The organism is Kitasatospora sp. NPDC059648 (assembly GCF_042734825.1).
GTDB lineage: Bacteria > Actinomycetota > Actinomycetes > Streptomycetales > Streptomycetaceae > Kitasatospora.
In genome coordinates, this window is record NZ_JBHWDU010000109.1 from 1 (window position 1) to 22,007 (window position 22,007).

At 73.5% G+C, this 22,007-nt stretch carries 21 protein-coding genes; 9 read left to right on the forward strand and 12 right to left on the reverse strand.

What is annotated here, in order from left to right; translation table 11 throughout:
- Nucleotides 1-144 precede the first annotated feature (144 nt).
- Nucleotides 145-2,445, reverse strand: a complete 2,301-nt coding sequence (locus ACFV1W_RS36285; RefSeq protein ID WP_380421539.1) for a catalase — start codon at nucleotides 2,443-2,445, stop codon at nucleotides 145-147.
- Between the two features lie 226 nt (nucleotides 2,446-2,671).
- On the opposite strand from ACFV1W_RS36285, the gene ACFV1W_RS36290 reads away from it, so the two are divergent.
- A complete protein-coding gene (locus ACFV1W_RS36290; protein ID WP_380421540.1) occupies nucleotides 2,672-3,265 on the forward strand; it encodes an ArsR/SmtB family transcription factor in 594 nt (197 codons plus the stop codon).
- Between the two features lie 31 nt (nucleotides 3,266-3,296).
- Complete coding sequence (locus ACFV1W_RS36295; RefSeq protein WP_380421541.1) at nucleotides 3,297-4,562, forward strand: MFS transporter; 1,266 nt, start codon at nucleotides 3,297-3,299, stop codon at nucleotides 4,560-4,562.
- A gap of 169 nt (nucleotides 4,563-4,731) precedes the next feature.
- Here the strand turns inward: ACFV1W_RS36295 and ACFV1W_RS36300 are convergent, their stop codons facing one another.
- Entirely contained in the window at nucleotides 4,732-5,556 is an 825-nt protein-coding gene (locus ACFV1W_RS36300) for a 2OG-Fe dioxygenase family protein (protein ID WP_380421542.1), read from the reverse strand.
- A gap of 231 nt (nucleotides 5,557-5,787) precedes the next feature.
- Nucleotides 5,788-6,042 carry a hypothetical protein gene (locus ACFV1W_RS36305; protein WP_380421543.1) on the reverse strand — a complete coding sequence of 85 codons (255 nt, stop codon included), beginning with the start codon at nucleotides 6,040-6,042 and terminating at the stop codon, nucleotides 5,788-5,790.
- Between the two features lie 202 nt (nucleotides 6,043-6,244).
- Here ACFV1W_RS36305 and ACFV1W_RS36310 point away from each other — a divergent pair, with 202 nt between their 5' ends.
- Both ACFV1W_RS36310 and ACFV1W_RS36315 read left to right on the forward strand, forming a co-directional pair.
- Nucleotides 6,245-7,642 (forward strand): pyridoxal phosphate-dependent decarboxylase family protein, encoded by a 1,398-nt coding sequence (locus tag ACFV1W_RS36310; RefSeq protein ID WP_380421544.1) that lies wholly within the window; start codon nucleotides 6,245-6,247, stop codon nucleotides 7,640-7,642.
- Between the two features lie 313 nt (nucleotides 7,643-7,955).
- On the forward strand, nucleotides 7,956-8,384 hold the full coding sequence (locus ACFV1W_RS36315; RefSeq protein WP_380421545.1) for a PPOX class F420-dependent oxidoreductase: 429 nt from the start codon (nucleotides 7,956-7,958) through the stop codon (nucleotides 8,382-8,384).
- An 86-nt stretch (nucleotides 8,385-8,470) separates the two neighbouring features.
- On the opposite strand, the gene ACFV1W_RS36320 is transcribed toward ACFV1W_RS36315, so the two are convergent.
- From ACFV1W_RS36320 to ACFV1W_RS36330, 3 genes are all read right to left on the reverse strand, one after another.
- A complete protein-coding gene (locus tag ACFV1W_RS36320) occupies nucleotides 8,471-9,262 on the reverse strand; it encodes a putative protein N(5)-glutamine methyltransferase (RefSeq protein WP_380421546.1) in 792 nt (263 codons plus the stop codon).
- Nucleotides 9,263-9,556: 294 nt separating this feature from the next.
- On the reverse strand, nucleotides 9,557-11,683 hold the full coding sequence (gene ligA, locus ACFV1W_RS36325; RefSeq protein ID WP_380421547.1) for an NAD-dependent DNA ligase LigA: 2,127 nt from the start codon (nucleotides 11,681-11,683) through the stop codon (nucleotides 9,557-9,559).
- Nucleotides 11,684-12,206: 523 nt separating this feature from the next.
- Complete coding sequence (locus ACFV1W_RS36330) at nucleotides 12,207-12,905, reverse strand: ScbR family autoregulator-binding transcription factor (RefSeq protein ID WP_380421548.1); 699 nt, start codon at nucleotides 12,903-12,905, stop codon at nucleotides 12,207-12,209.
- Between the two features lie 346 nt (nucleotides 12,906-13,251).
- Between ACFV1W_RS36330 and ACFV1W_RS36335 the strand changes: the two genes are divergently transcribed.
- Nucleotides 13,252-13,713, forward strand: coding sequence for an ArsR/SmtB family transcription factor (locus tag ACFV1W_RS36335; RefSeq protein ID WP_380421549.1), 462 nt, complete (start codon nucleotides 13,252-13,254; stop codon nucleotides 13,711-13,713).
- Nucleotides 13,710-14,204 (forward strand): SRPBCC family protein, encoded by a 495-nt coding sequence (locus tag ACFV1W_RS36340; protein WP_380421550.1) that lies wholly within the window; start codon nucleotides 13,710-13,712, stop codon nucleotides 14,202-14,204. The genes ACFV1W_RS36335 and ACFV1W_RS36340 overlap by 4 nt, the downstream gene beginning before the upstream one ends.
- 112 nt (nucleotides 14,205-14,316) lie before the next feature.
- Here the strand turns inward: ACFV1W_RS36340 and ACFV1W_RS36345 are convergent, their stop codons facing one another.
- Nucleotides 14,317-14,721, reverse strand: a complete 405-nt coding sequence (locus ACFV1W_RS36345; protein WP_380421551.1) for a RidA family protein — start codon at nucleotides 14,719-14,721, stop codon at nucleotides 14,317-14,319.
- 233 nt (nucleotides 14,722-14,954) lie between these two features.
- On the opposite strand from ACFV1W_RS36345, the gene ACFV1W_RS36350 reads away from it, so the two are divergent.
- A complete protein-coding gene (locus ACFV1W_RS36350) occupies nucleotides 14,955-15,569 on the forward strand; it encodes a C40 family peptidase (protein WP_380421552.1) in 615 nt (204 codons plus the stop codon).
- Nucleotides 15,570-15,571: 2 nt separating this feature from the next.
- Here ACFV1W_RS36350 and ACFV1W_RS36355 read toward each other — a convergent pair whose 3' ends face one another.
- Nucleotides 15,572-16,048, reverse strand: a complete 477-nt coding sequence (locus ACFV1W_RS36355; RefSeq protein ID WP_380421553.1) for a MarR family winged helix-turn-helix transcriptional regulator — start codon at nucleotides 16,046-16,048, stop codon at nucleotides 15,572-15,574.
- A gap of 69 nt (nucleotides 16,049-16,117) precedes the next feature.
- Between ACFV1W_RS36355 and ACFV1W_RS36360 the strand changes: the two genes are divergently transcribed.
- Nucleotides 16,118-16,528 (forward strand): VOC family protein, encoded by a 411-nt coding sequence (locus ACFV1W_RS36360; protein ID WP_380421554.1) that lies wholly within the window; start codon nucleotides 16,118-16,120, stop codon nucleotides 16,526-16,528.
- An 84-nt stretch (nucleotides 16,529-16,612) separates the two neighbouring features.
- On the opposite strand, the gene ACFV1W_RS36365 is transcribed toward ACFV1W_RS36360, so the two are convergent.
- The 4 genes from ACFV1W_RS36365 to ACFV1W_RS36380 all read right to left on the reverse strand — a co-directional run bounded on the left by ACFV1W_RS36365 (nucleotide 16,613) and on the right by ACFV1W_RS36380 (nucleotide 20,455).
- Entirely contained in the window at nucleotides 16,613-16,981 is a 369-nt protein-coding gene (locus tag ACFV1W_RS36365) for a hypothetical protein (RefSeq protein ID WP_380421555.1), read from the reverse strand.
- A 301-nt stretch (nucleotides 16,982-17,282) separates the two neighbouring features.
- The gene (thrS, locus tag ACFV1W_RS36370) at nucleotides 17,283-18,587 is read right to left on the reverse strand and encodes a threonine--tRNA ligase (protein ID WP_380421556.1); all 1,305 of its coding nucleotides are present in this window, start codon (nucleotides 18,585-18,587) and stop codon (nucleotides 17,283-17,285) included.
- A 241-nt stretch (nucleotides 18,588-18,828) separates the two neighbouring features.
- Entirely contained in the window at nucleotides 18,829-19,563 is a 735-nt protein-coding gene (locus ACFV1W_RS36375) for a leucine-rich repeat domain-containing protein (protein WP_380421558.1), read from the reverse strand.
- 403 nt (nucleotides 19,564-19,966) lie between these two features.
- Nucleotides 19,967-20,455, reverse strand: a complete 489-nt coding sequence (locus ACFV1W_RS36380) for a carboxymuconolactone decarboxylase family protein (RefSeq protein ID WP_380421557.1) — start codon at nucleotides 20,453-20,455, stop codon at nucleotides 19,967-19,969.
- A gap of 294 nt (nucleotides 20,456-20,749) precedes the next feature.
- Here ACFV1W_RS36380 and ACFV1W_RS36385 point away from each other — a divergent pair, with 294 nt between their 5' ends.
- Nucleotides 20,750-21,601, forward strand: coding sequence for a pirin family protein (locus ACFV1W_RS36385; RefSeq protein ID WP_380421559.1), 852 nt, complete (start codon nucleotides 20,750-20,752; stop codon nucleotides 21,599-21,601).
- The last annotated feature ends 406 nt before the right edge of the window (nucleotides 21,602-22,007 follow it).

The window sequence follows — 22,007 nt, forward strand, 5'->3', positions numbered from 1 at the left end:
CCCGGCGGCCTTCCGCCCCCGGTTACCCGCCGGGGGCCCCGGCCGCCGGGGGCGCGGGGGGGTCTGCTCCGCCGGGACCGGGGCGCCGGTCGGCCGAGGAGTCCGCCGCCGTGGCCGGCGGGCCCAGGGCGCCGGAGGACGGCCCTAGACGTTCTGCCCCGCGAGGTCGGAGGACGGCGGGAACCGGTGCCACACCCGGTGGCCGGCGAGCAGATCGATGAGCGGTGGCACCACCTCGTCCGGTCCGAGGCCCGCGAGGACGCCGGGGGCGTTGGTGGCGATGCCCGCGGCCTGCAACGCGCTCTGCCCGCCCGCCGCCGCGACGAGGGGCTTGGAGTGGCGGTAGGCCTCGGTGAGCATGAGCACCAGTCGGGGATCGATGCCGGAGGAGTCCGGCTGCGGGGTGCCCGCCTTGGCGTCGCGGGCAGGGTTCGCCCCCTGGGCCGGGCCCGGGGCGCCGACCAGGACGATCGCGTCGAACTCCACCGAGCGCGCGGTGTCGAACGTCCGTTGCACGGCGAGGGGCTCGGCGTCGCCGCCCGTCCGGAGCTCGCCCCCGGCACCGGCGATCACCAGGGGGACCAGGCCGGCCGAGAGCACGGCCCGGCGTACGGTGGCCAGCGCTCCGGGGTCGTTCCCCGCGACGAGGCCCACGACCCGCCCGTCCACCGGCCAGGTCCGGCCGAGCTGGGAGAGGGCGGGACTGGGCCGCACCTGTCCGGGCGGCTCGGTGGGCTCGGGCGCCGGCAGGCCGAGCCCGGCGGCCACCTGGGCGCACAGGTCGGCGTCGATCCTGGCCAGCACCTGGAGGCCGCGCTCCTTGACGGCCTGCTCGTAGCACTTGCCGAGTTCGAAGGTGTACGCGGCGATGATGTGCTCGCGCTCCACCGGGCTCATGCTCGCCCAGAACAGGCGCGGCTGGCTGAAGTGGTCCGCGAAGGAGGCCGGCGCCTCGCGCACCTTGGCGGCGGAGGCCACCGGCGTCGGGTACTCGATGAAGGCGTGCTCTCCGGCCCCGGCGAAGAACGGGCAGCCGCCGTCGAGCGAGTTCGGCTTGTAGGGCGCTACGCCGGAGTGGACGGCGTGCTGGTGGAACCCGTCGCGCAGCATGTCGTTGACGGGGACGTGGGTGCGGTTGATCGGGATCTGGGCGAAGTTCGGGCCGCCCAGCCGGGTGATCTGGGTGTCGAGATAGGAGAACAGCCGCCCCGACAGGAGCGGGTCGTCGGTGATGTCGATCCCCGGCACCAGGTGCCCGGGGTGGAAGGCGACCTGCTCGGTCTCGGCGAAGAAGTTGGTGGGATTGGCGTTGAGGGTGAGCAGCCCGACCGGGCGCACCGGTGCGAGCTCCTCCGGCACGATCTTCGTCGGGTCGAGGAGGTCGATGCCCTCGAAGGTCTGCTCGGGGGTGTCGGGGAAGGTCTGGATGCCGAGCTCCCACTGGGGGAAGGCCCCTGCCTCGATCGCGTCCGCGAGGTCCCGGCGGTGGAAGTCCGGGTCCGCCCCAGCGACAAGCTGGGCCTCCTCCCAGACCATGGAGTGCACGCCGAGCTTGGGCTTCCAGTGCCACTTGACGAGGGTGCTCGCGCCCTCCGCGTTGACCAGGCGGAAGGTGTGGATGCCGAAGCCCTCCATGGTGCGGAAGGAGCGCGGGATGCCCCGGTCGGACATGTTCCACAGGGTGTGGTGGGTGGCTTCGGTGTGGAGGGTGACGAAGTCCCAGAAGGTGTCGTGCGCGGACTGGGCCTGCGGGATCTCCCGGTCCGGGTGGGGCTTGGCCGCGTGGACGACATCGGGGAACTTGATCGCGTCCTGGATGAAGAACACCGGGATGTTGTTCCCGACCAGGTCGAACACGCCCTCGGAGGTGTAGAACTTCGTCGCGAAGCCGCGGGTGTCACGGACGGTGTCCGCCGAGCCGCGCGAGCCGAGCACCGTGGAGAAGCGCACGAACACCGGCGTCTCGACGTCCTCGGCGAGGAACGCGGCCTTGCAGACGGCTCCGGCCGTCCCGTACCCGCGGAAGACGCCGTGGGCGGCCGCGCCCCGGGCGTGGACGACGCGCTCGGGGATGCGCTCGTGGTCGAAGTGGGTGATCTTCTCGCGCAGGTGGTGGTCCTGCAGCAGCACCGGGCCGCGGGGGCCGGCCTTGAGGGAGTGGTCGCCGTCGGGCAGTCGGGCGCCCTGCGCGTTGGTCAGGAACCGGCCGTCCTGGGAGCGGACCGTCGCTCCGGCGCCCGTGTCACGGCCGGTCGCGGTGACCGGCCGGGGCGCGGCCTGGTCGGGTTTGGGAGGCAGTGGACCGTTCGGCTCGACGGGCTCCGCAACGCTCGGCGTGGCCGCGCCGGGCGCTCCGGGGACCTCCGGACGCTCCCCGGAGGCGGCGTTCTGGACGGCGTCCACGACCTTGTCGGCGATCTTCTTCAGCGGGCCGGGCTCTTGCATGCGATGGACTCCTCGCTGTCGGGGCTGCCTTCCTCGGGTAACCCCGGCCCGCTCCGGGCAAACGGTTCGCCCGGATCCCGCCCCCGCCGCCCGGTGTGTTCCCGCGACCGGCGGCACCCGGGCGGAGCACCGGCACCCACGGCAACGGCGTCCGACGGCCCAAATCCGAAGTTTTTATTGCGCAGTTTCTGTTGCGCAACTTTTCTTTCATATCTACCGTGAAGGCATGCCCGAAACCCCCGAGCCGGAGCTGATCACCGATCTCTCCCGCCTCAAGGCGTTCACCAACCCGCTGCGGATGCAGCTCTACCGCCTGCTCTACGCGGCCGGCACCGCCACCGCCTCCCAGCTCGCCGAACAGGTCGACCAGGCGCCGTCCCTGGTCAGCTACCACCTGCGCAAGCTGGCCGAGCTCGACTTCGTCGTCGAGGCGACCGGCCGGAGCACCGACGGGCGGGAACGGTGGTGGCAGGTCGCCTCGGATCAGGGCTGGGGCTTCCGCGAGTCGGACCTCGTCGGCACGCCCGAGGGCGCGGCCGCGGTCGGCGCCGTCACCCGCGGCCTGCTCGACAGCCGCGTCGCCCAGGTCCGCACCTATCTGGACCAGGGCGCCGCCTGGGGCCGGGAGTGGACGGATGCGGCCTTCACCTCCGAGTGGCTGCTGGACCTCACTGCCGCCGAACTCGCCGAAATGAACGACGAGTTGCAGGCCCTGGGCCGCCGCTGGCGGGAGCGCGGCAAAGCCGCCAAGGTGGCCGGCGACAGCGAGAACCGCGAGCACGTGTCCGTCCACCTGTACGGCTTCCCGTTCCGCCCCTGACGCATCCGCCGGTCCACAGGAGCCCACCGCCATGACCACGTCGGTGACACCGCCGTCCGTACGTCCCGCCCTGCCCGCGCACCGCGATGCCAACGTCCTGCGCTGGCTCGCCGCCTACACCGCCTCGCTGGTCGGCGACACCGTCTACTTCCTCGCCCTCGGCTGGTCCGCCCAGAAGGCCGTCGGCCCCACCGAGGTCGGCCTGGTGATGGCCGCCGGTGCGCTGCCCAGGGCAGCGCTGATGCTCGGCGGTGGGGTGGTCGCCGACCGCCTCGACCCGCGACGGGTGATCCTCGGCAGCGACGCCCTGCGCTGCCTGCTCATCCTCTCCGTCGCCGCCGCCGTCGCCCTGACCCCGCCCGCCCTGTGGCTGCTCGTCGCGGTCGCCCTGGTCTTCGGCGCGGTCGACGCCCTGTTCGTCCCGGCCGTCGGCTCCCTGCCACCCCGGATCACCGGCGCCGACCAGTTGGCCCGCGTCACCGGTCTGCGCTCGCTCGCGATGCGCCTCGGCCAGATCGCCGGCCCGCCGATCGGCGGCCTGGCCATGGGCCTCGGCGGTCCGGCCGTCGCCTTCACCGTCGCGGGCGGGTTGTTCGCCCTGTCGCTGCCGCTGCTGCTGTCCGTGCGGATCCGGCCGCTGGCCACGCACGGCGACGGGACCGCGCCCGGCGGCTCCGGCACCGCCCGCGCCGAACTGTTCGACGGCCTGCGCTACATCCGGCACCACCGCCTGCTCGGACCGCTGGTCCTGGTCGGCGCCGTCTGCGAACTCGGTCTCATCGGCACCCTCAACGTCGGCATGGTGCTCCTCAACGCCGAACGCGGCTGGGGCCCGTCCGGCCTCGGCCTGATCGTCGCCTGCTTCGGCTCTGGCGCCGCCGCCAGCGCCACGCTGCTCGCCGTCGCCGGCCGGCTGCCCCGGGCGGGCCTCACCATGGCCACCACCTTGCTGCTCGGCAGCCTCGGCGTGGCCGCCATGGGCGTGGTCCCCGCCCTGTGGTGGGCCGCCGTGCTCGCCGCGTTCGTCGGCCTGAGTGCGGGCGTCTTCGGCAGCCTGGACGGCGCGCTCGTCCAGACCACCGCCGACCCCGCCTACCTCGGCCGGGTGACCTCCGTCGTGATGCTCACCATGGTCGGCATCGCCCCGCTCAGCTACCCCCTGGTCGGCGCCGCCATCGGCGCCTGGGGCGCCGCCCCGGTCTACCTCGCCTGCGGCGGCCTGTCCTGCCTCGGCGCCGTTCACGCCCTGGCCTGCCGGCCGGTCCGGCAGGCCGAACTGCCCCGGCGCAGGCGCTGACCGCCTCTGCTCGTAGGGCGGTGGCGCACCCAGCTACAGGTGCGCCACCGCCTCGGGGAGGAAGCCGAACCGAACCGCCGTACGGCCACGCCCCGACAGCGGGCCCGTCACGGGCGCGGCGGAGCGCCCGTCGAGGCCGTCGGCCCCGCCGCGGTGTTCCTCGCCCCGGCTACAGTCCGGGTTCGTACGGGGCGATGCCGACGATGAGGATCTCGCGCCGGCCGTCGCCCTCCTGGTCGCCGAGACGGACCGGGCCGACGTAGTGGCTGACCCGCCGGTCGTGCACGCCGTAGCCGTCCAGGGGCTCGGTCAGGAAGAACCGGTCGTGGACGGCCCCGGGGGGCAGGTCGTCAGGTTGCCGACCGGCGCTCTCCGGAGTGGCGATGACGTTCTCTCCGCCCTCGACGTTGCGCCGCCCGACGAGGTGGGCGAAGGTGAACGTCGCCGGTGAACCGCCGTCCTGGTGCAGGCAGTTCGGCGAGGACACCGCGACCTGCTCGCGGTCCCGCACCCCGAGCGCGATCAGGTGGACACCCACGTAGACGGGGACGCGGTGCAGGTCCTCCAGCCACAGGGCGTGGTCGAGGTCGGCCCGGATCAGGGCGTCCAGCAGGCGGTTGCCGTGCAGGGCGGGCGGGATGTCGGGCAGCCGGCGGCGCACGCGCGGGTACTCGGGGTTGTGCTCGTCCTGCCAGTACTCGGTGGCGGTGCCGAACTCGTCGTCGGGAGCGCCCGGGATGAAGGACAGCTCCCCGGTCCAGGGCAGGTGGACGGCGTGGGAGTAGCGGCGGAACCGGTTGGTCCGCCGCGCGTACGGGTCCGGGGGCAGATCACGGTAGGCGTCCGCGAGGCCCTCGAAATCCGCCGCCAGCGCCTCGGTGTCGACACCGAGATCGGCGGCGCTCAGCCGGGCGTAGCCGTCACGACGCACCGGCCCGTCTCGTTCCGCCGCCGAAACTGCGGACGGCCGGGCCAGGACACGGGGCACGATCACAGGGTCCTCCCGAAGTCGACGGGACGGTTCTCGGCACGGAGCGGCCGGTGCGGTCCGGTGTTCAAGCCGCCCGGGCACGCGTCTACCGCCGCGGGCACGGGCCAAACTCTTCCGTCGCGGACCGGACGCGCACCGGACCACACCGGACGCGGCACCGGGCGGGCGCCCGACGGCCGGGGCCGGGGGTCCCGACCACGGCCGTCAGGCATCGCGGGCGCATCCGTGACCGGATCACGCTTCTTCCGGCTCCCCCGATTCCTCCGACTCGTCGGGCCCGAGCCTGCGCGCCCGGCCGGGTTGCGCGGTGGTCGCGTCCCCCTGGTCCTCGACCGGGTCCTCGGGGGCCTGTCCGGACGCACCGGCCCCGCCCGGTCCGTCGTCGTCCCGGCCGTTCGCCCCCGGAGCCCGGGGATCGTCGCGGCCGTCCTCGTCGGAGCCGTGGTGCAGCGGCACACCTCCGGCGCCTCCCTGCGGGATGTCGTTCACCGTTGTCTCCTCGCCTCGTACCGGTTCCTTCGGTCGCATCGCGCGTGCCCCAACCGCGGCCGAGGAATCCTCACGCACGGCTACCACCCGCGAGCGGGGCCGCCCCGGGTGCGCTCCCAGGCCACCGGCCGCGGATTGGCCCGCGACACGGCCCCCGTGCGTCACTACCCTCGGCCTGACAACCGATCAACGGAGAAGCAGCATGCACCCCGACCTCGCCGCCGACCTCGACCAGCTGCCCGACCTCCTGGAGGAGGCCCGGCAGCGGGCGGTCAGTTTCCTCGCCGGACTCGACGAGCGGCCGGTGATCCCGCCGCAGGCCGACCGGCCGACGCCGGCGGGGCCGCTGCACGAGGACGGCGGGGGCCTGCGGGCGGCCCTGGCCGAGTTCGGCGAGCGCTGGGAGCCGCGGCTGTCGGCCAGTGCAGGGCCGCGCTACTTCGGCTTCGTGACGGGCGGGGCCACCCCGGCCGCGCTGGTGGGCGACTGGCTCACCGCCGCCGCCGACCAGAACTCCAACTCCTCGCTGGACCCGGCCGGTCAGCACCTGGAGCGGGAGACGGTCGGCTGGCTGCGCGAGCTCTTCGGGCTCTCCCCCGCGCACAGCGGCACCTTCGTCAGCGGCGCCACCATGTCCAACACCGTGGGCCTGGCGATCGCCCGGGAGTGGCTGGGCGAGCGGCTCGGTGTGGACGTGGCCGAGGACGGGGTGGCCGCGCTGGGGCGGGTGCGGGTGCTGTCGGGCCGTGCGCACTCCAGTGTGTCCAAGGCGCTGTCCGTACTGGGCCTCGGCCGCACCGCGCTGACCGCCGTCCCCGCCCTGCCCGGCCGGGAGGCCGTGGACGTGGCCGCGCTGGAGCGGGCGCTCGCCGAGAGCGACGGTCCGTGCATCGTCGTCGCCAACGCGGGCACCGTGAACACCGTCGACTTCGACGACCTGCGCGCGATCGTCGCGCTCCGCGAGCGGTACGGCTTCTGGCTGCACGTCGATGCGGCCTTCGGCGCCTTCGCGGCCCTCTCCCCGGAGCACGCGCAGCTGGTCTCCGGGCTGGACCAGGCCGACTCGGTCTGCGTGGACCTGCACAAGTGGCTCAACGTGCCCTACGACAGCGCCGTGCAGTTCACCCGCCGGCGCGACCTCCAGGCCCGGGTCTTCCAGAACGCCGCCGCCTACCTCGGCCCGATCGGCGAGCACCCCGACCTCGTGCACCTCACCCCGGAGAACTCGCACCGGCTGCGCGCCCTGGCCGCCTGGTTCACCCTGCGCGCCTACGGCCGGGCCGGCCAGCGCGAGATCGTGGAGCGCTGCACCACCGGCGCCCGCGCGCTCGGCGAGGCGATCGGCGCGATCGAGGGCCTGCGACTGCTCGCCCCGGTCCGCCTCAACGTCGTCTGCTTCACCCTCTCCGAGGAGCCGACCCCCGAACGCCTCGCCGCCCTCGCCGCCGGGGTCTCCGAGGAGGCCTTCCTCACCCCCACCCGCTACGCCGGCCGACCCGCCCTGCGCGCCGCGTTCAGCAACTGGCGCACCACGGAGGCGGATGTGCGGCGGACGGCCGAGGCGCTCGCCGGGGCCGTCCGCAAGCTCGGGACCGCCTGACCGCACGGCGGGCGACGGGCGGTGACGGGGAGCGGTGACGGGGAGCGGTGACGGGGAGCGGTGACGGGGAGCGGTGACGGGGAGCGGCGGCCCGGGGCGGTGGCGGGGGCACCCGCAGCACTCACGTGCGGTGCTCCCCCGGTTCGGCAGCGCGCGGTGACGGGCCGTCACGAGCCGTCGCTCCCGGAGCCCAGATCCGAGCGGCGCACGCCACCGGCGATTCGCCCGGATCCCCGCCCTTCGGGGCCAGTGCGTGCGACACACCCGCCGGGCCTTGACCTTCACACCGGTGTGAGACCCGATGATGGCCCGCATGACCGCCACTGCTCACGACCCCCACGCCCTGCTCGCACAGAGCCGCCTCGGCATCCTCGCCACCATCAAGGCGGACGGACGGCCGCAGCTCTCCCCGATCCTGCCCTTCTACGACCGCGAGGCGAACGTCATCCTGATCTCCACCCGGGAGGGGCTGGCGAAGACCGCCAACCTGCGCCGGGACCCGCGGGTCAGTCTGGAGGTGACCGGGCCGGACGGTCGGTCCTGGGCCACCGCCGAGGGCGTCGCCACCCTCACCGGCCCGGGCACCGACCCGCACGGGCCCGAGGTCGAGGCGCTGGTGGACTACTACCGCCGGGCCGCCGGGGAGCACCCCGACTGGGCGGAGTACCGGGAGACGATGGTCGCCGACCGCCGGGTGCTGCTCACCATCCCCGTCGACCACGTGTACGGCGCCAGGATCTGACCACTCGTCCGGCCGCTCGCCCGGCCACCGGCACGGGGGTCCGGTGGCCGGGGCGGAGGGTGAGCCGCCTGCGGGATTCCCGCCGGTCAGCCCAGGGTCGCCGTGACCACCGTGGCGTCCAACTCCTCCTCGCGGCTCACCGCCGCCGCCAGACCGGCCGCCCGCGCCACCGCCAGCGCGCCGTCCGCCTGCCGCTCACTGGTCTCGAACAGCAGCGCTCCATCGGCCGCCAGCCACTGCGGTGCCGCCGCGGCCACCCGGCGCAGCACGTCCAACCCGTCCGGCCCGCCGTCCAGCGCGGGCCGCGCCTCGTGCAACCGGGCCTCGGGCGGCAGCAGTTCGATGTCACCGGTCGGCACGTACGGGACGTTGGCGATCAGCACCTCCACCCCGCCGCGCAGCGCGTCGGGCAGGGCGGCGAACAGGTCGCCCTCGAAGACCCGGGCGCCCGTCCCGGCCAGATTGCGGCGGGCGCAGCGGACGGCCGCCGGATCCAGGTCGGCGGCGTACAGCTCGACGGGGTGACCGGCGGTGGCCGCGACGGCGGCGCCGAGTGCGCCGCTGCCGCAGCACAGGTCGACCACCACCGCGCCGGATCCGGCGAGTCGGGCGGCCTCGGCGGCCAGGAACTCACTGCGCCGGCGCGGGACGAACACGCCCGGGTCCACGGCGATCCGCAGACCGGCGAACTCGGCCCACCCGACGACGTGTTCGAGCGGTCGGCCCTGGGCGCGGGCGCGGACCATGCCGGCGAGTCCGGCGGTCGTGGCGGCGGCGGTGAGCAGGATGCGCGCCTCGTCCTCGGCGAACACACAACCGGCGGAGCGCAGTTGGGAGACGACCGAGGATCGGAGAGCGGCGGAGGCGAAGACGGGCAAGGGGACCCCTTGGGGAGGACGGGAGGAGAACGGAGGACTCCGTCAGGGCTCCCACCAGGGCCGACGCCGCGTCGGCGCGCCCGCGCTACGCGCGCGGTGCGCCCGCACGGCCGCGCTCCGGGAGCACCCGCTCGGACATACCGGTAATGGGTCTCACCTCCCTGGCTCGCGGTCGTGTTCAGCGTCGGTCACCCTACCGCACCCGCCCGGCCCGCGATCAACCCCCGCGCTCCCTGGCCGGGGCCCGACCGGGGCTCCCGGCCGGGCGCTCCGGTCGTGGGCTCGGCGGGCGGCTCAGCCGAGGAAGTCGGCCACCAGGACGGCGAACTCGCCCGGGGTGCTGATCGGCACCCCGAGTTCCTCCGCCTTGGCCCGCTTGGAGCCCGCCTTCTCGCCCGCGACCAGCAGGCTGGTGCGCTTGGACACCGAGGAGGAGGCCTTGCCGCCCGCGCGCTCGATCAGTTCGTTCATCTCGTTGCGGGAGAGTTCGGCCAGGGCGCCGGTCATGCTGCCGGTGACCACGACGCTCCGCCCCGCCAGCGGACCGGCCGCCGCGCCGCCGCTCGCCGCGCCCTCGTCCAGGACGCCCTGGCCCGTGCCACCCTCGCCCAGGAAGCCTTCTCCCGTGGCGGCCGCAGCAGCGCCGGCGGCTGCCGGCGCGACGACCGGCTCGGACACCTGCGTCCCCACGCCCTGTTCCACCAGGCGGTCCAACAGGCCCGCCACCTCCGCGAGTTCGGCGACGATCACGGCCGCCTTCTCGCCCCCGATGCCGTTCACGCCCGCCAGTGCCACGGCGTCGGCGGCCCTGATCGCGGCCATGCTGCCGAACTGGGCGGCGATCCGGCGGGACATCGTCCGCCCGGTGCCCCGGATGCCGAGCGCGCAGAAGACCCGGTTCAGCGGGCGGGTACGGGCCGTCTCGATGGCGGCGAGCAGCTTGTCGGCGCTGGTGTCGCCCATCCGCTCCAGGGTGAGCAGCTGCTCCTTGCTCAGGGTGAACAGGTCGGCGAGGTCGGCGACCAGTCCGGACTCGACCAGTTGGACGGCCCGGGTGCCGCCGAGGCCCTCGATGTCGAGTTGGTCGCGCCCGGCCGCGTAGATCACCGAGGCGACGGCCTGGCAGCCCCGGCCGCGCACGCAGCGCCAGCGCTGCTCGGCGCGGTCGATGGCGTCGCCGCAGCGCGGACAGACCTCGGGGAAGGCGATCGGCTGCTCGGCGCCGGTGCGCTCGTCGACCAGTGGCGCCTCCACCCGCGGGATGACGTCGCCGGCGCGGTAGACGAAGACCTGGTCGCCGATCATCAGCCCTCGGCGCTCGATGTCGGCGGGGTTGTGCAGGGTCGCATAGGTGACGGTGACGCCGTCGATCACCACCGGGTCGAGCACCGCTCGGGGCGCGATGATGCCGGTGCGGCCGACGTTCCACTCCACGCCGAGCAGCCGGGTGACCTTGTGCTGGGCCTGGAGCTTGCGGGCCACCGCCCAGCGCGGTGCCCGGGAGCCGGAGCCCGCCGCCTCCTGGTCGGCGACCGCGTCCGCCTTGACCACGACGCCGTCGATCCCGAACGGCAGCGCGGCGCGCAGGGCGGCGATCTCCTCGATCCGCTGCTCGGCCTCGGCCAGGGTGGCGCAGCGCAGCGGCGCGGCCTGGGTACTGGCGGCGGTGTTGGCGCCGAGCTCGGCGAGGCGGGTGAGCAGTTCGGCGTGGCCGAGGCCGGGCAGGCCGTGGGCGTCGTAGCCGAAGAAGGTCAGCTCGACCCGGTACGGGCGGTCCTTGGCGCGCAGGGTGCCGGCGGCGCCGCTGCGCGGGTGGGCGAAGGGGGTGGCACCGTGGGCGGTGCGCACGGCGTTGGCCTGGTCGAACTGTTCGTGGGTGAGCAGCACCTCGCCGCGCAGTTCGACGTCGAGCGGCTCGGCGAGCCTGGTGGGCAGGCCGAGCACGGCGTCGGCCGCGTGGGTGATGTCCTCCCCGGCCAGGCCGTCGCCCCGGGTGAGCACCTGGTGCAGGCGGCCCTGCCGGTAGCGGGCGGCGACGGCGAGGCCGTCCAGCTTGGGTTCGACGCACCAGGCGGCGACCGGCCGTCCGAGCCTGCGCTCCAGCCCGGCGGCCCAGGACTCCAGTTCCTCGGCGGAGAAGACGTTGTCCAGCGAGAGCATCGGCGTGCTGTGCGGGACGTCGCCGACGGCCGCGCCGCCGGCCACCTTGCCGGTGGGCGACTCCGGCAGCACCTGCTCGGGGTGCTCGCGCTCGTAGGCCTCGACCGCCCGGACCAGGGCGTCGTACTCGTCGTCCCCCAGCGGGGTGGAGCCGTCGGCGTAGTACGCCGCGGCGGCCCGTACGGCGGTGGCGACGGCGTCGGCGTAGGCCTCCGGGGAGGCGAGGGCGGCGGGGGTGGCCGTGGTGGCTGCGTCCTTCATACCGCCATCATGGCGAGCAGCACTGACATTCGACCTGTCCGCCGCCGGTGGCCGGGCGCCGCTGCCAGGGGCCGGAGTGGTCAGGCCGGCCGCGGCGCCGTCGGCCCGGCGCGGTAGCCGCCGCACCGGGCCGGGCGAGGAGCCGGGCGGGACGAGACAGGGCGGCAGCCACTCCCACGGGGTGCCCGGCTCCTGCGCCTCGCGCCGCGCAAGGAGACCCCGGCCGCCATCCACGGGCCGCCGCAGCCCCTCCGCCGCGGGCGACGCCCGGGTCGATACCCCTGGGTCAACCGTCTCCAGTCAAAAGCAGGACGTGGCATACGAAACTGACCGTGCTGTTTGTTTCAAAAGGCGGCGTGCGTCGGACTCCGTGGGCGCCCCGCCGCCGCCCATTCGCCCGCACCGTGGCGCGCACCCTCGCCCAGCCCTCACCAGCCCCCGCGAACAGGAGGCCGCAGGCCGTTCAACCCGTCGCCGACCAGGGGCACTTCCGGCCACGGACCAGCCACTCCGGCCGGACCGGTCAGCCCACGCCCACCTCGTCCACAACCCGGGCCGCCGCGACCTCGGCGACCACCTGGGCACCTCGGTCCGGCCCCATCCGCAGCGAGCCGAGCACGCCCGGCACCGCCACGCTGGGCATCAGGTGCTGGAACAGACCGGACACCCGCAGCTCCAGGTCGGCCCGGCCGCAGAGCTTCTGCGACTGAATCTGAACACCCGTCCAGGCAGCGGTGATCAGCCACGCGGTGTCAGCCGGGACGACGTGCGGCAGCAGCTCGCCGCGCTCGCCGGCGGCGACCAGCAGTGCCTCCATCCGGCTGATCCAGCCGGGGATCGCCCCGCCGCCGAAGTCGTCGAACGCGTCCTGGCCGAGGGAAAGCCGGGCACCCGCGCTGAGCAGCGGGTCACGCGGCATCAGGTGCGCGACAACCATCCCGGTGTCCACGAACTCCTGCATTTTGCAGCTGCGTTCCGGCACACCGTCCTGGACGAACTGCTCCTCGACGACACCTTGCGCGAGATCGCGCTTCGAGGCGAAGTGGAAGTACACGGCACCGCGCGTCACACCCGCCCGGGAGACCACCTCCCCGATGGTGGCGCCCTCGTACCCGAACTCGTCGAAGACCGACGCCGCGGCCTCCAGGATCAGCCGACGCGTCCGGAGCGCCCGTTCTTGCCGTACCACCGCGACCACCCCGCCCTGAGCTCCGGCGAACAAAACCAACACCCCGTACCTTAGCTACCGGCCATTTACGGGCGACAGGACGATGCCGGACCATCAACTCGACTGAGTCCCGGCCCCACCCGCTCCTTCCGGCCGCCCAGACGGCCCGTCAGCTCCTGTTCGGGCGTGCCGGAATCCGGGCCTCGTGGATGATCCGTCGGCGACCGCTCCTCGCGCCGGGCACCGCCGGTCAGAAACCGAACGTTCGGTTTCCGTCAGCAGCCGCCGTGCACCCGAAACCGAATTCCACGGCTTCCACAACCAAACGGTTGAGTACGCGGCAAGACCGGAGTACCGTTGTTCTCAACCAAAAGGTTGAGGATGAACAGGGGTGTGTGCTGTGGCCGTCGACCAGCTCTCCCGGGCGTTCGTCGCCCTGGCCGATCCGACCCGGCGCGACATCGTCGCCCGGCTCTCCGTCCGGGACGCGACCGTCGGCGAACTGGCGGAGTCGTACGCGATATCCATGCAGGCGGTCTCCAAGCACCTCAAGGTGCTGGAGGAGGCCGGCCTGGTCAGTCGCAGCCGGGACGCCCAACGGCGGCCCTGCCACCTGGAACCGCAGGTGTTCGACTTGATGACGAGCTGGATCGAGCGCTACCGCCGCCAGGCCGAAGCACGCTTCGGCCGCCTGGACGCCGTGCTCGCGGCCATGGGCGACGGCGACTCCTCCCCGGGCGCAGACGCGCCCCGGGCCCCGGGCCCTCGTTCGGCCCCGGAGCCGACCGGTCCGGCGGATGCCGGTACCCGGCCACACCCCGACCGACCCGACCCCGACACCGCCGAAGGAGCCCCGTCATGACCGCCGCCCCCGCCCACGAGACCCGGATCGAAGCGGACCCGACACTGCCCACCATCCGGATCGCCCGCGAGTTCGACGCCCCGCAGGAGCGGGTGTTCCGGGCCTGGATCGAGCCCCAGCTGGTCGCCCAGTGGCTCGGACCCGACGACCTCGACATGAAGATCGACGACTGGGACGGCCGCACCGGCGGCCACTACCGCTACTCCATGCACCGCGACGGCCAGGAGGTCGCCGCCTTCTACGGCTCCTTCCACGAAGTGCGGCCGGCCACCCGGCTCGTCCAGACCTTCACCTTCGAGGGCGTGCCGGACGGCGTCTCGCTCGACACCGCCGTCTTCGAACCCGTCGGCGAGGGCCGCACCCGCGTCACCGTGCTGTCGGTGGTCGACAGCCTGGCGGCCCGGGACGCGATCCTGGCCAGCGGCATGGAGCACGGCGTGGTCGAGGGCTACCGGAAGCTCGACGCCCTGCTGGCCGGCGCATCCTCCTGACCGGCATCCGCCCGCACTGCATCCGTCCGCACTGCATCCGTCCGCACTGCATCCGTCCGAAGCGCATCCGCCCGCACGGCTCCGGTCCGAACGCCGGGGCCCGCCACCGCCGTCAGGGAAGCACGGCCACCGCCTCCACCTCCACCAGCTGGTCGCGGTAGCCGAGCACGGCGACGCCGAGCAGCGTGCTGGGGGCGTCGTGCTCCCCCAGGTACTCCCGGTACACGTTCCACACCTTCACCAGGTCTGCCTGGTCGCTGGAGGCCACGTACACGGTGGTCCGGGCGATGTCCGTGACCCCCGCGCCCGCCTCCTCCAGCACGGTTATCAGATTGCGCATCACCTGGTGCGCCTGGCCCTCGTAGTCGCCGACGGCGACCGTACGCCCGTCCTCGTCCAACGGGCAGGCCCCGGCGAGCCAGAGCGAGCGGGCCGGGACGTCGACGACCGCCGCGTAGGCGTAGTCGACGGCCGGGGTCAGACGGGTGCTGCGGACCAGCTTGACCGCGCTGCTCATCAGTCCCTCCGAGGGTTGTGATCGAACGTCCGCGCTCATCGTTGGCCCCTCGCGAACGAGCGTCAAACCGATTTACGGTGAACTCCCGGCCCCGCCAGGGCCCGTGTGCCCACGATTCACCTGTGCGGGTGATGGCGGACCGCGCCGCCGGACCGCGATCCTGGTTCCCGCCCGCGCTCACAGGGCGACCAGCAACGCGGCCGACGCCGCCAACAGCCCCCGGGAGCCGACCGATGGAGCCCAAGCCGACCGGCCACGACCAGGCCTCCGGAGTCGGACGCCGCCGCATGCTCGGCCTCGCGCTCGGCGCGGGCCTCGTCCCGGCCCTCGTCCCGGCGGCCCAACCCGCCCACGCCGCGGCCCCGTCCGAGTCCGCCGCGGCGCTGGGCCGGCGGGTCGCCGCCGTCGCCGCCGCGCAGATCGGCGTCCCGTACGCCTGGGGCGGCGGCGACCGGCTGGGGCCGGGTCTCGGCTTCTGCGACCAGGACAACGGCTACCTCAACGGCGTGTGCCTGGGCGAGAGCACGGTCGGCTTCGACTGCAGCGGCCTGTCCCTCTACTGCTGGTACCTCGCCAGCCACGGGACCGTCGAACTCGGCCACTACACCGTCGCCCAGTTCAACCGCAGCGCGCCTGTCGAACGCGACGCCCTCGCCCCCGGCGACCTCCTGTTCTTCTCCCGCCCCGACGCCCCGCTGCACCACGTCGGCATCTACGCGGGCGACGGCGCGATGATCCACGCCGAGCGCACCGGCACGCTGGTCGCCCGGGTGGAGAAGGCGCTCGACCTCCCGCGCTGGGCGGGCGAGTTCGCGGGCGCCCGCCGCCCCGCGCCGCCGACCGCCTGAGCTCACACCGGCCCCCGCCGCAACGCCGTCCCCTCGTTCACCCGCCGCAGCAGCCCCTGCAGCACCCGCCGCTCCCCCTCGTCCAGCGGCGCCAGCACCTCGTCCTGTACCGCCCGGGCCCACGCCTCCAGTTCGGCCAGCAGCGCCCGCCCGGCCGCGGTGACGGAGACCAGGACCCGCCGCCGGTCCGCGGGGTCCCGGCTGCGCTCGACGTACCCGGCCGCGCCCAGCTGCTCGGCGACCTTCGCGAGGTCGCTCGGGTCGATGCCCAGCCGCAGCACCAGGTCACGCTGCGCCTGCGGCCCGAAGTCGGCGAGCGCCGCGAGCACCGCCATGTCCCAGAGCCGCAGGCCCCGTTCGGCCAGCTGATCGCCGAGCCGGGCGCGCGCGGTCCGGCCGATCCGGGCGAGCAGGAAGGTGCTGAGTTCCAGCAGGGTGGGTGGCAGCCCGTCGGAAGGGGCGGGGGTATCGGTGGCCATGGCGCGATTCTAGGGCCTCTCCCTATAGTGGGTCATGACCCACTATTTCGAGAACCCAGGAGTTCGACCGTGGACGCCCTCTACCCGCGCCTGCTCGTCACCCGCTTCGCCGAGTGCTTCGACTTCTACCGCGCGGTGCTGCCCCCGCTCACCGGAGCCAACCTGGCCAAGGGCGCCCCGGAGGGCCCGTACGCCAACTGGGACGTCGACGAGCAGGCCGTCCTGGCGCTCTACGACCGCGCCGCGATGGCCGCCGCCCTGGGCACCGACGAGTTGCCCGCCCACCCCGCCACCGCCACTCAGGACGCCGCGATGCTGGTCCTCCGGGTCGATGACGTGGACAAGGCGCTCCCCCTCTGTCTCCGGCACGGCGGAGCCCTCGTCGCCCCGGCGACCGACCGCCCGGAGTGGGGACCCAGCCTGCGCAGCGCCCATCTGCGCGACCCCGAGGGGTACTTGATCGAGCTGCAGTCCTACTGACCGCGCACGGGACCGCCGAACGCCGGGCCGAACGCCGGGCCGGACGCCGGCCCCTCCCCGGCGGCCTGACGAACCCGGCGGTGCTCAGCTGTGGAAGACCTGCAGGTCGCGGACCGCGTCGTTGAAGTCCGGCCCCAGATAGGAGGCCGGCAGGCCCAGCGTCCCCTCCTTGCCCAGCGTCGACCAGAGGTGGACGGTGTTGCAGTTGTGGTAGCCCTTCATCGAGGAGACGTTCAGCGCCACCTCGAAGTAGTTGACCAGGTGGTAGCCGGTGGAGTCGCAGCCACCGGCGTCCCCGTAGAAGGAGTAGACGACGCCGCCGCCATAGTCGGTGTCGTTGTACTCCTCCAGCAGTAGCGTCCGGTCGGCAGGCCGCCCCGGCGTGCGGGGGCGGTGGTCGGCCCGGGCGAGCGCGTCGGCAGCGGAGCCCGGCGCGCAGGCCCGTCCGAGCACCGGCGAGACGCCGTCGGCACCGGGCAGGTGGCCGAGGACGGCGGCGCAGTACTGGACCTCCGGTACGGGCAGCGGCCGGAGCCCGGCCGGGCTCGCCGGAGTGCCGCCACCGCCCCGGCGAGCGCGAGACAGGCGGTGAGGACGGGGACGACGAACCTGCGCGGTCTGCGCACGGATACCTCGGGAACCATGGGGACAGCGGCGGCCGTGGACTCGGCCGCCGCGCCCATTCGACGGGCGGCCGCCGCCCCGGCCCCGCCGACACACCGGACACCGCACTAGTCGTACGCATGCCCCCGGTTCACCGGGCGGGCTCGTCCCGCCACAGCTCGGCGCTGCAGTCCGCGACCAGCGCGCCGATCCGCGACCAGGCCTCCTCGGCGGGCATCGCCTCCAGCCGGCGACCGTCCCGCAGCCGCAGCGCGACCCGGTCGTCCACGGCCTCCTTGGCGCCGATCACCGCCTGGTAGGGCACCAGCCGGGCCTCCCGGATCCGGGCGCCGAGGCTGCCGTGCCCGGGGCCGGCCACCTCGGCCCGCAGGCCGAGCTCCAGGCAGCGCTGCCGCAGCCGCTCGGCCTGCGGCAGCTCGGCGTCGGAGATCGGCAGGAGCACCACCTGGGCGGGCGCCAGCCAGGCCGGGAACGCCCCGCCGTACAGCTCGATCAGGTGGGCGACCACCCGCTCGACGCTGCCGATCACGCTGCGGTGCACCATCACCGGTCGGCGTTTGGCACCGTCCGGGCCGATGTAGTGCAGGTTGAAGCGCTCGGGCTGGTGGAAGTCGATCTGGACGGTGGAGAGGGTGAATTCGCGGCCGGCGCCGTCGGCGATCTGCACGTCGATCTTGGGACCGTAGAACGCGGCCTCGCCCTCCGCCGCCTCGAACGGCACCCCGGAGCGCTCCAGCACGTCGGTCAGCAGCGCGGTGGCCCGCCGCCAGAGCCCGGGATCGGCGACGTATTTGCCGCCCTCGCCGGGCAGCGAGAGCCGGTAGCGGACCGGCACCACGCCGAGCGCGCGGTGCGCCTCGCGGATCAGCTCCAGGGCCGCGACGGCCTCGTCGGCGGCCTGCTCAGGGGTGCAGAAGACGTGCGCGTCGTTCAGCTGGATCGCCCGGACCCTGGTCAGCCCGCCGAGCACACCGGACAGCTCGGACCGGTACATTCCGCCCAACTCGGCCATTCGCAACGGAAGTTCCCGGTAACTGTGGGAGCGGGAACGGAAGATCAGCGCATGGTGCGGGCACAGGCTCGGGCGCAGCACCATCTCCTCCGAGCCGAGCTCCATGGGCGGGAACATGTCGTCGCGGTAGTGGTCCCAGTGGCCGGAGATCTCGTACAGCTCGCGCTTGCCGAGCACCGGCGAGTAGACGTGGCGGTAGCCGGCCCGGCGCTCGCGGCCGCGGATGAACTCCTCCAGGGTGTGGCGGATCGCGGCGCCGTCGGGCAGCCAGTACGGCAGCCCGGAGCCCATCAGCGGGTCGGTGTCGAACAGGTCCAGCTCGCGGCCGAGCCTGCGGTGGTCGTTCTTGAGCTGGTCGTTCTTGAGCTGGTCGTTCTTGAGCTGGTCGTTCTTGAGCTGGTCGTTCTTGAACTGGTCGCTCACGAGGGGGCCTCCACTCGGATGCGGGGCGAGTGGAGCCGGGAACGACGAAGCCCCGGGGCACTCGCCCCGGGGCTTCGGACTTGGTCAGCAGTCAGCGCGCCGGGACGTGTTCCGGCGTCGTCGTCACGAGTGCAGCGCGCTTCATGCGTTCCACGGTAGCAGGTCTTCGGCGCGCGTGTTGATCTTCATGAGCAGGATCGCAGCAAACCGGCCCGGGCGGGCCGCCTCGGAGCAGGCCGCCTCACCGCAGGACGACGCAGCCGCGCTCAGCGAGCGCCTCCCCCACCCGCTCCGGCACCCGGACGTCGTTCCACCGCAGGTCGAGCTTCTCCAGCGCGGGCAGCACGGCCGGGTCGGCCAGCCAGTCGGGGAGTTCGGCGATCTCGTTGCTGCGCAGGTCGATCCGGCGCAGTCGCGGTAGCCGGGCGAGGACGGCAGGGAACTCGGCGATGACGTTCTCGCGCAGCTCCAGCTCGCGCAGTTCGGACAGCAGACCGAAGGAGGCCGGCAGGCCGGTCAACCGGTTGCCGCGCAGCCAGAGTTCACGCAACTCCCCGAGCGCGCCGATCGACTCCGGCAGCGCGGTGAGCCGGTTGTGCTGGGCGCGCAGTTCGACCAGCCCTGCCATCTTCCCGATCGAGAAGGGGAGTTCGTTGAGCCGGTTCTCGCCGACGTTGAGGTAGCGCAGCTCGGTGAGCCGCCCGATCGAGTCCGGCAGGCCGGTCAACTGGTTGTCGTGCAGGTACAGGAAGTCCCTGAGCCAGGTGAGACCGGTGAGATCGGCGGGCACCTCGGTGAGCAGGTTGTGACCGAGGTCGAGGGTGCGCAGCCTCGACAACCTGCTGATGCCGGGCGGGAGTTCGGAGAGCGCGCCATCGGCGAGGATGAGCACGGTCAGCTCGTTGCGGTCCCACACCGAGGTGAGCACCTCGGCGGCCATCGGACCGAGCGGCTGGCGCCAGAGGTTGAGCGTCATGTCTGTCACGCCCGACATTCTCCCCCTCCGTCGCCCCGCGGTCGGCACGCGCCAGCGAGCCGTCCTGCCCCTGGCCCCCGGGCGGGGCGGACTCAGCCGAGCTTCGGCCGGGTATCACCCCCGCCCTGGCGGGTACCGCAGAAGGCCTCCTCCAGAAAGCCTCCCTGCGCGACGAGCTGCGCCACGGTCTCCCTGGGCGTAGCCGTGCCCGGTCGCCCGTCGCGGCCACCGTACGACGCACCATGCGACCCCCTCGTCCACGGCGGGCCCGCGCCCTCCTCTGGACCACAGCGTTGCCGCAGGCCTGATACTCCGCCATCCTCCAGCGGAACGAACCGGTCGTACTCCGACCAACGTAGGCACTACGCCGAGCGGGGGCGCCGACCGGCCACCCCACAAAGGCCTACACCGCCGGAGTCGGGCGGACCGGGTGCTTGCTCATGATCGACACCCGGTTGAAGGCGTTGATCGCGATCGCCACCCAGATCGCCGCCGAGATCTCCTCCTCGGTCAGCGCCTCCCGCGCGAGTGCGTAGGCGTCCTGCTGCGCGGCGGCGTCCGACGGGTCGGTGGTCGCCTCCGCCAGGGCCAGCGCCGCCCGCTCCCGGGCGGTGAACAGCTCGGTGTCCCGCCAGGCCGGGAGCACGCCCAGCCGCTGGGTGCTCTCCCCCTCGCGCAGCGCGGCCCGGGTGTGCACGTTCAGGCAGTAGGCGCAGCCGTTGATCTGCGAGACCCGCAGGTTGACCAGCTCCACGAGCCGCCGGTCCAGCCCGGCCTCCGCCGCGGCCTCCCGAGCCGCCTCCGCGGCCGCCAACAGCGCCCTGTAGGCCTTGGGGCTCTGCTTGTCGATGAACACCCGTCGCTCCGCCGCGACCACCGTCACATCACTCACCTGGACTCCTCGACTCCCACGGACACCATCGGCTCACTGCCGTTCGGCACACTGCCATGCCATAATAGTTGAATCTGGAACTAACTGGAACCGCCATCCGCCCCGGGAGGGACCACAGCCGTGAGCACCGCCGAGACCGAGCCTCACCCCACCGCTCGACCCCACGAGTCGCACGAGCCGCGGCACCAGCCGCAGCACGAGCCGCAGCACGAGCCGCAGACGTCGCAGGGGTCGCAGGTCCCGTACGTCGAGGTCCTGTCCGCCCGGGACGTCCCGCTCGGCGGTCCGCGCGCGATGACCGTCCGCCGCACCCTCCCCCACGGCTCCAGGCGGCTCATCGGCGCCTGGTGCTTCGTCGACCACTACGGCCCCGACGACGTCGCCCTGACCGGCGGCATGGACGTCGCACCGCACCCCCACACCGGCCTGCAGACCGTCAGCTGGCTCTTCACCGGCGAGATCGAGCACCGCGACAGCCTCGGCGTCCACGCCTTCGTCCGCCCCGGTGAGCTCAATCTGATGACCTCCGGCCACGGCATCTGCCACTCCGAGGTCTCCACCCCCGAGACCACGGTGTTGCACGGCGTCCAGCTCTGGGTCGTCCTGCCCGACGAACACCGCCACACCGCACGGGACTTCCACCACCACGCCCCCGAGCCGGTCGCCCTGGACGGCGGCGAGGCCCGCGTCTTCCTCGGCACCCTGGCCGGCCGCACCTCCCCCGTGCCGACCTTCACCCCGCTCCTCGGCGCCGAACTCACCCTCGACCCGCACGCCACCGTCACCCTGGCCGTCGACCCCGCCTTCGAACACGGTGTCCTGGTCGACCGCGGCGAGGTCCGCCTCGCCGACACCACCCTCCAGCGCGGAGACCTCGGCTACCTCGCCCCCGGCCCGACCACCCTCACCGCCACCAACACCACCGACACCCCCGCCCGCCTCGTCCTCCTCGGCGGCACGCCCTTCGAGGAACGGATCATCATGTGGTGGAACTTCATCGGCCGGTCGAACGACGATATCATCCAAGCCCGTTCGGACTGGATGAACGGCGACCGCTTCGGTGAGGTCCACGGCTACCCAGGCGACCGCCTGCCTGCCCCCGAGCTCCCCACCACCCCCCTGAAGCCCCGCGGCCGCACGCGCTGACCTGCGATTTGCCGGACGGGGAGCCGGCCGCAGAATCAGCCGCGCTCCCCACCTCCGCACCCCCGCCGGCGCGCCGATCCGACCTGCACAGGGCTCCTGTCGCGCGGCCACCGCTTCACAAGGTCTGACCGCCTGTGGCCACGTCTACTCGGACCAATGCTGACTCAATGCTGACTTTGCTGACACCAGGTCAGATGATCTCGACTCCGACTCTTCGTTCAAGAGCACGGCCACACACCCCAGCCGCGCGGCGTGATCGGGACCGAGCAACAAGCAGCTCGCGGCCGCCACAGAACCGACCTCGGGTCGCACCTAGTAGGGCTTGGTCAGGTTCGTCGGGGTTGGGCGTGTCCAACGGCGGGTTGTGTCGTTGAGGGTGTGTGACACCTGGGGAGATGACTGAGGT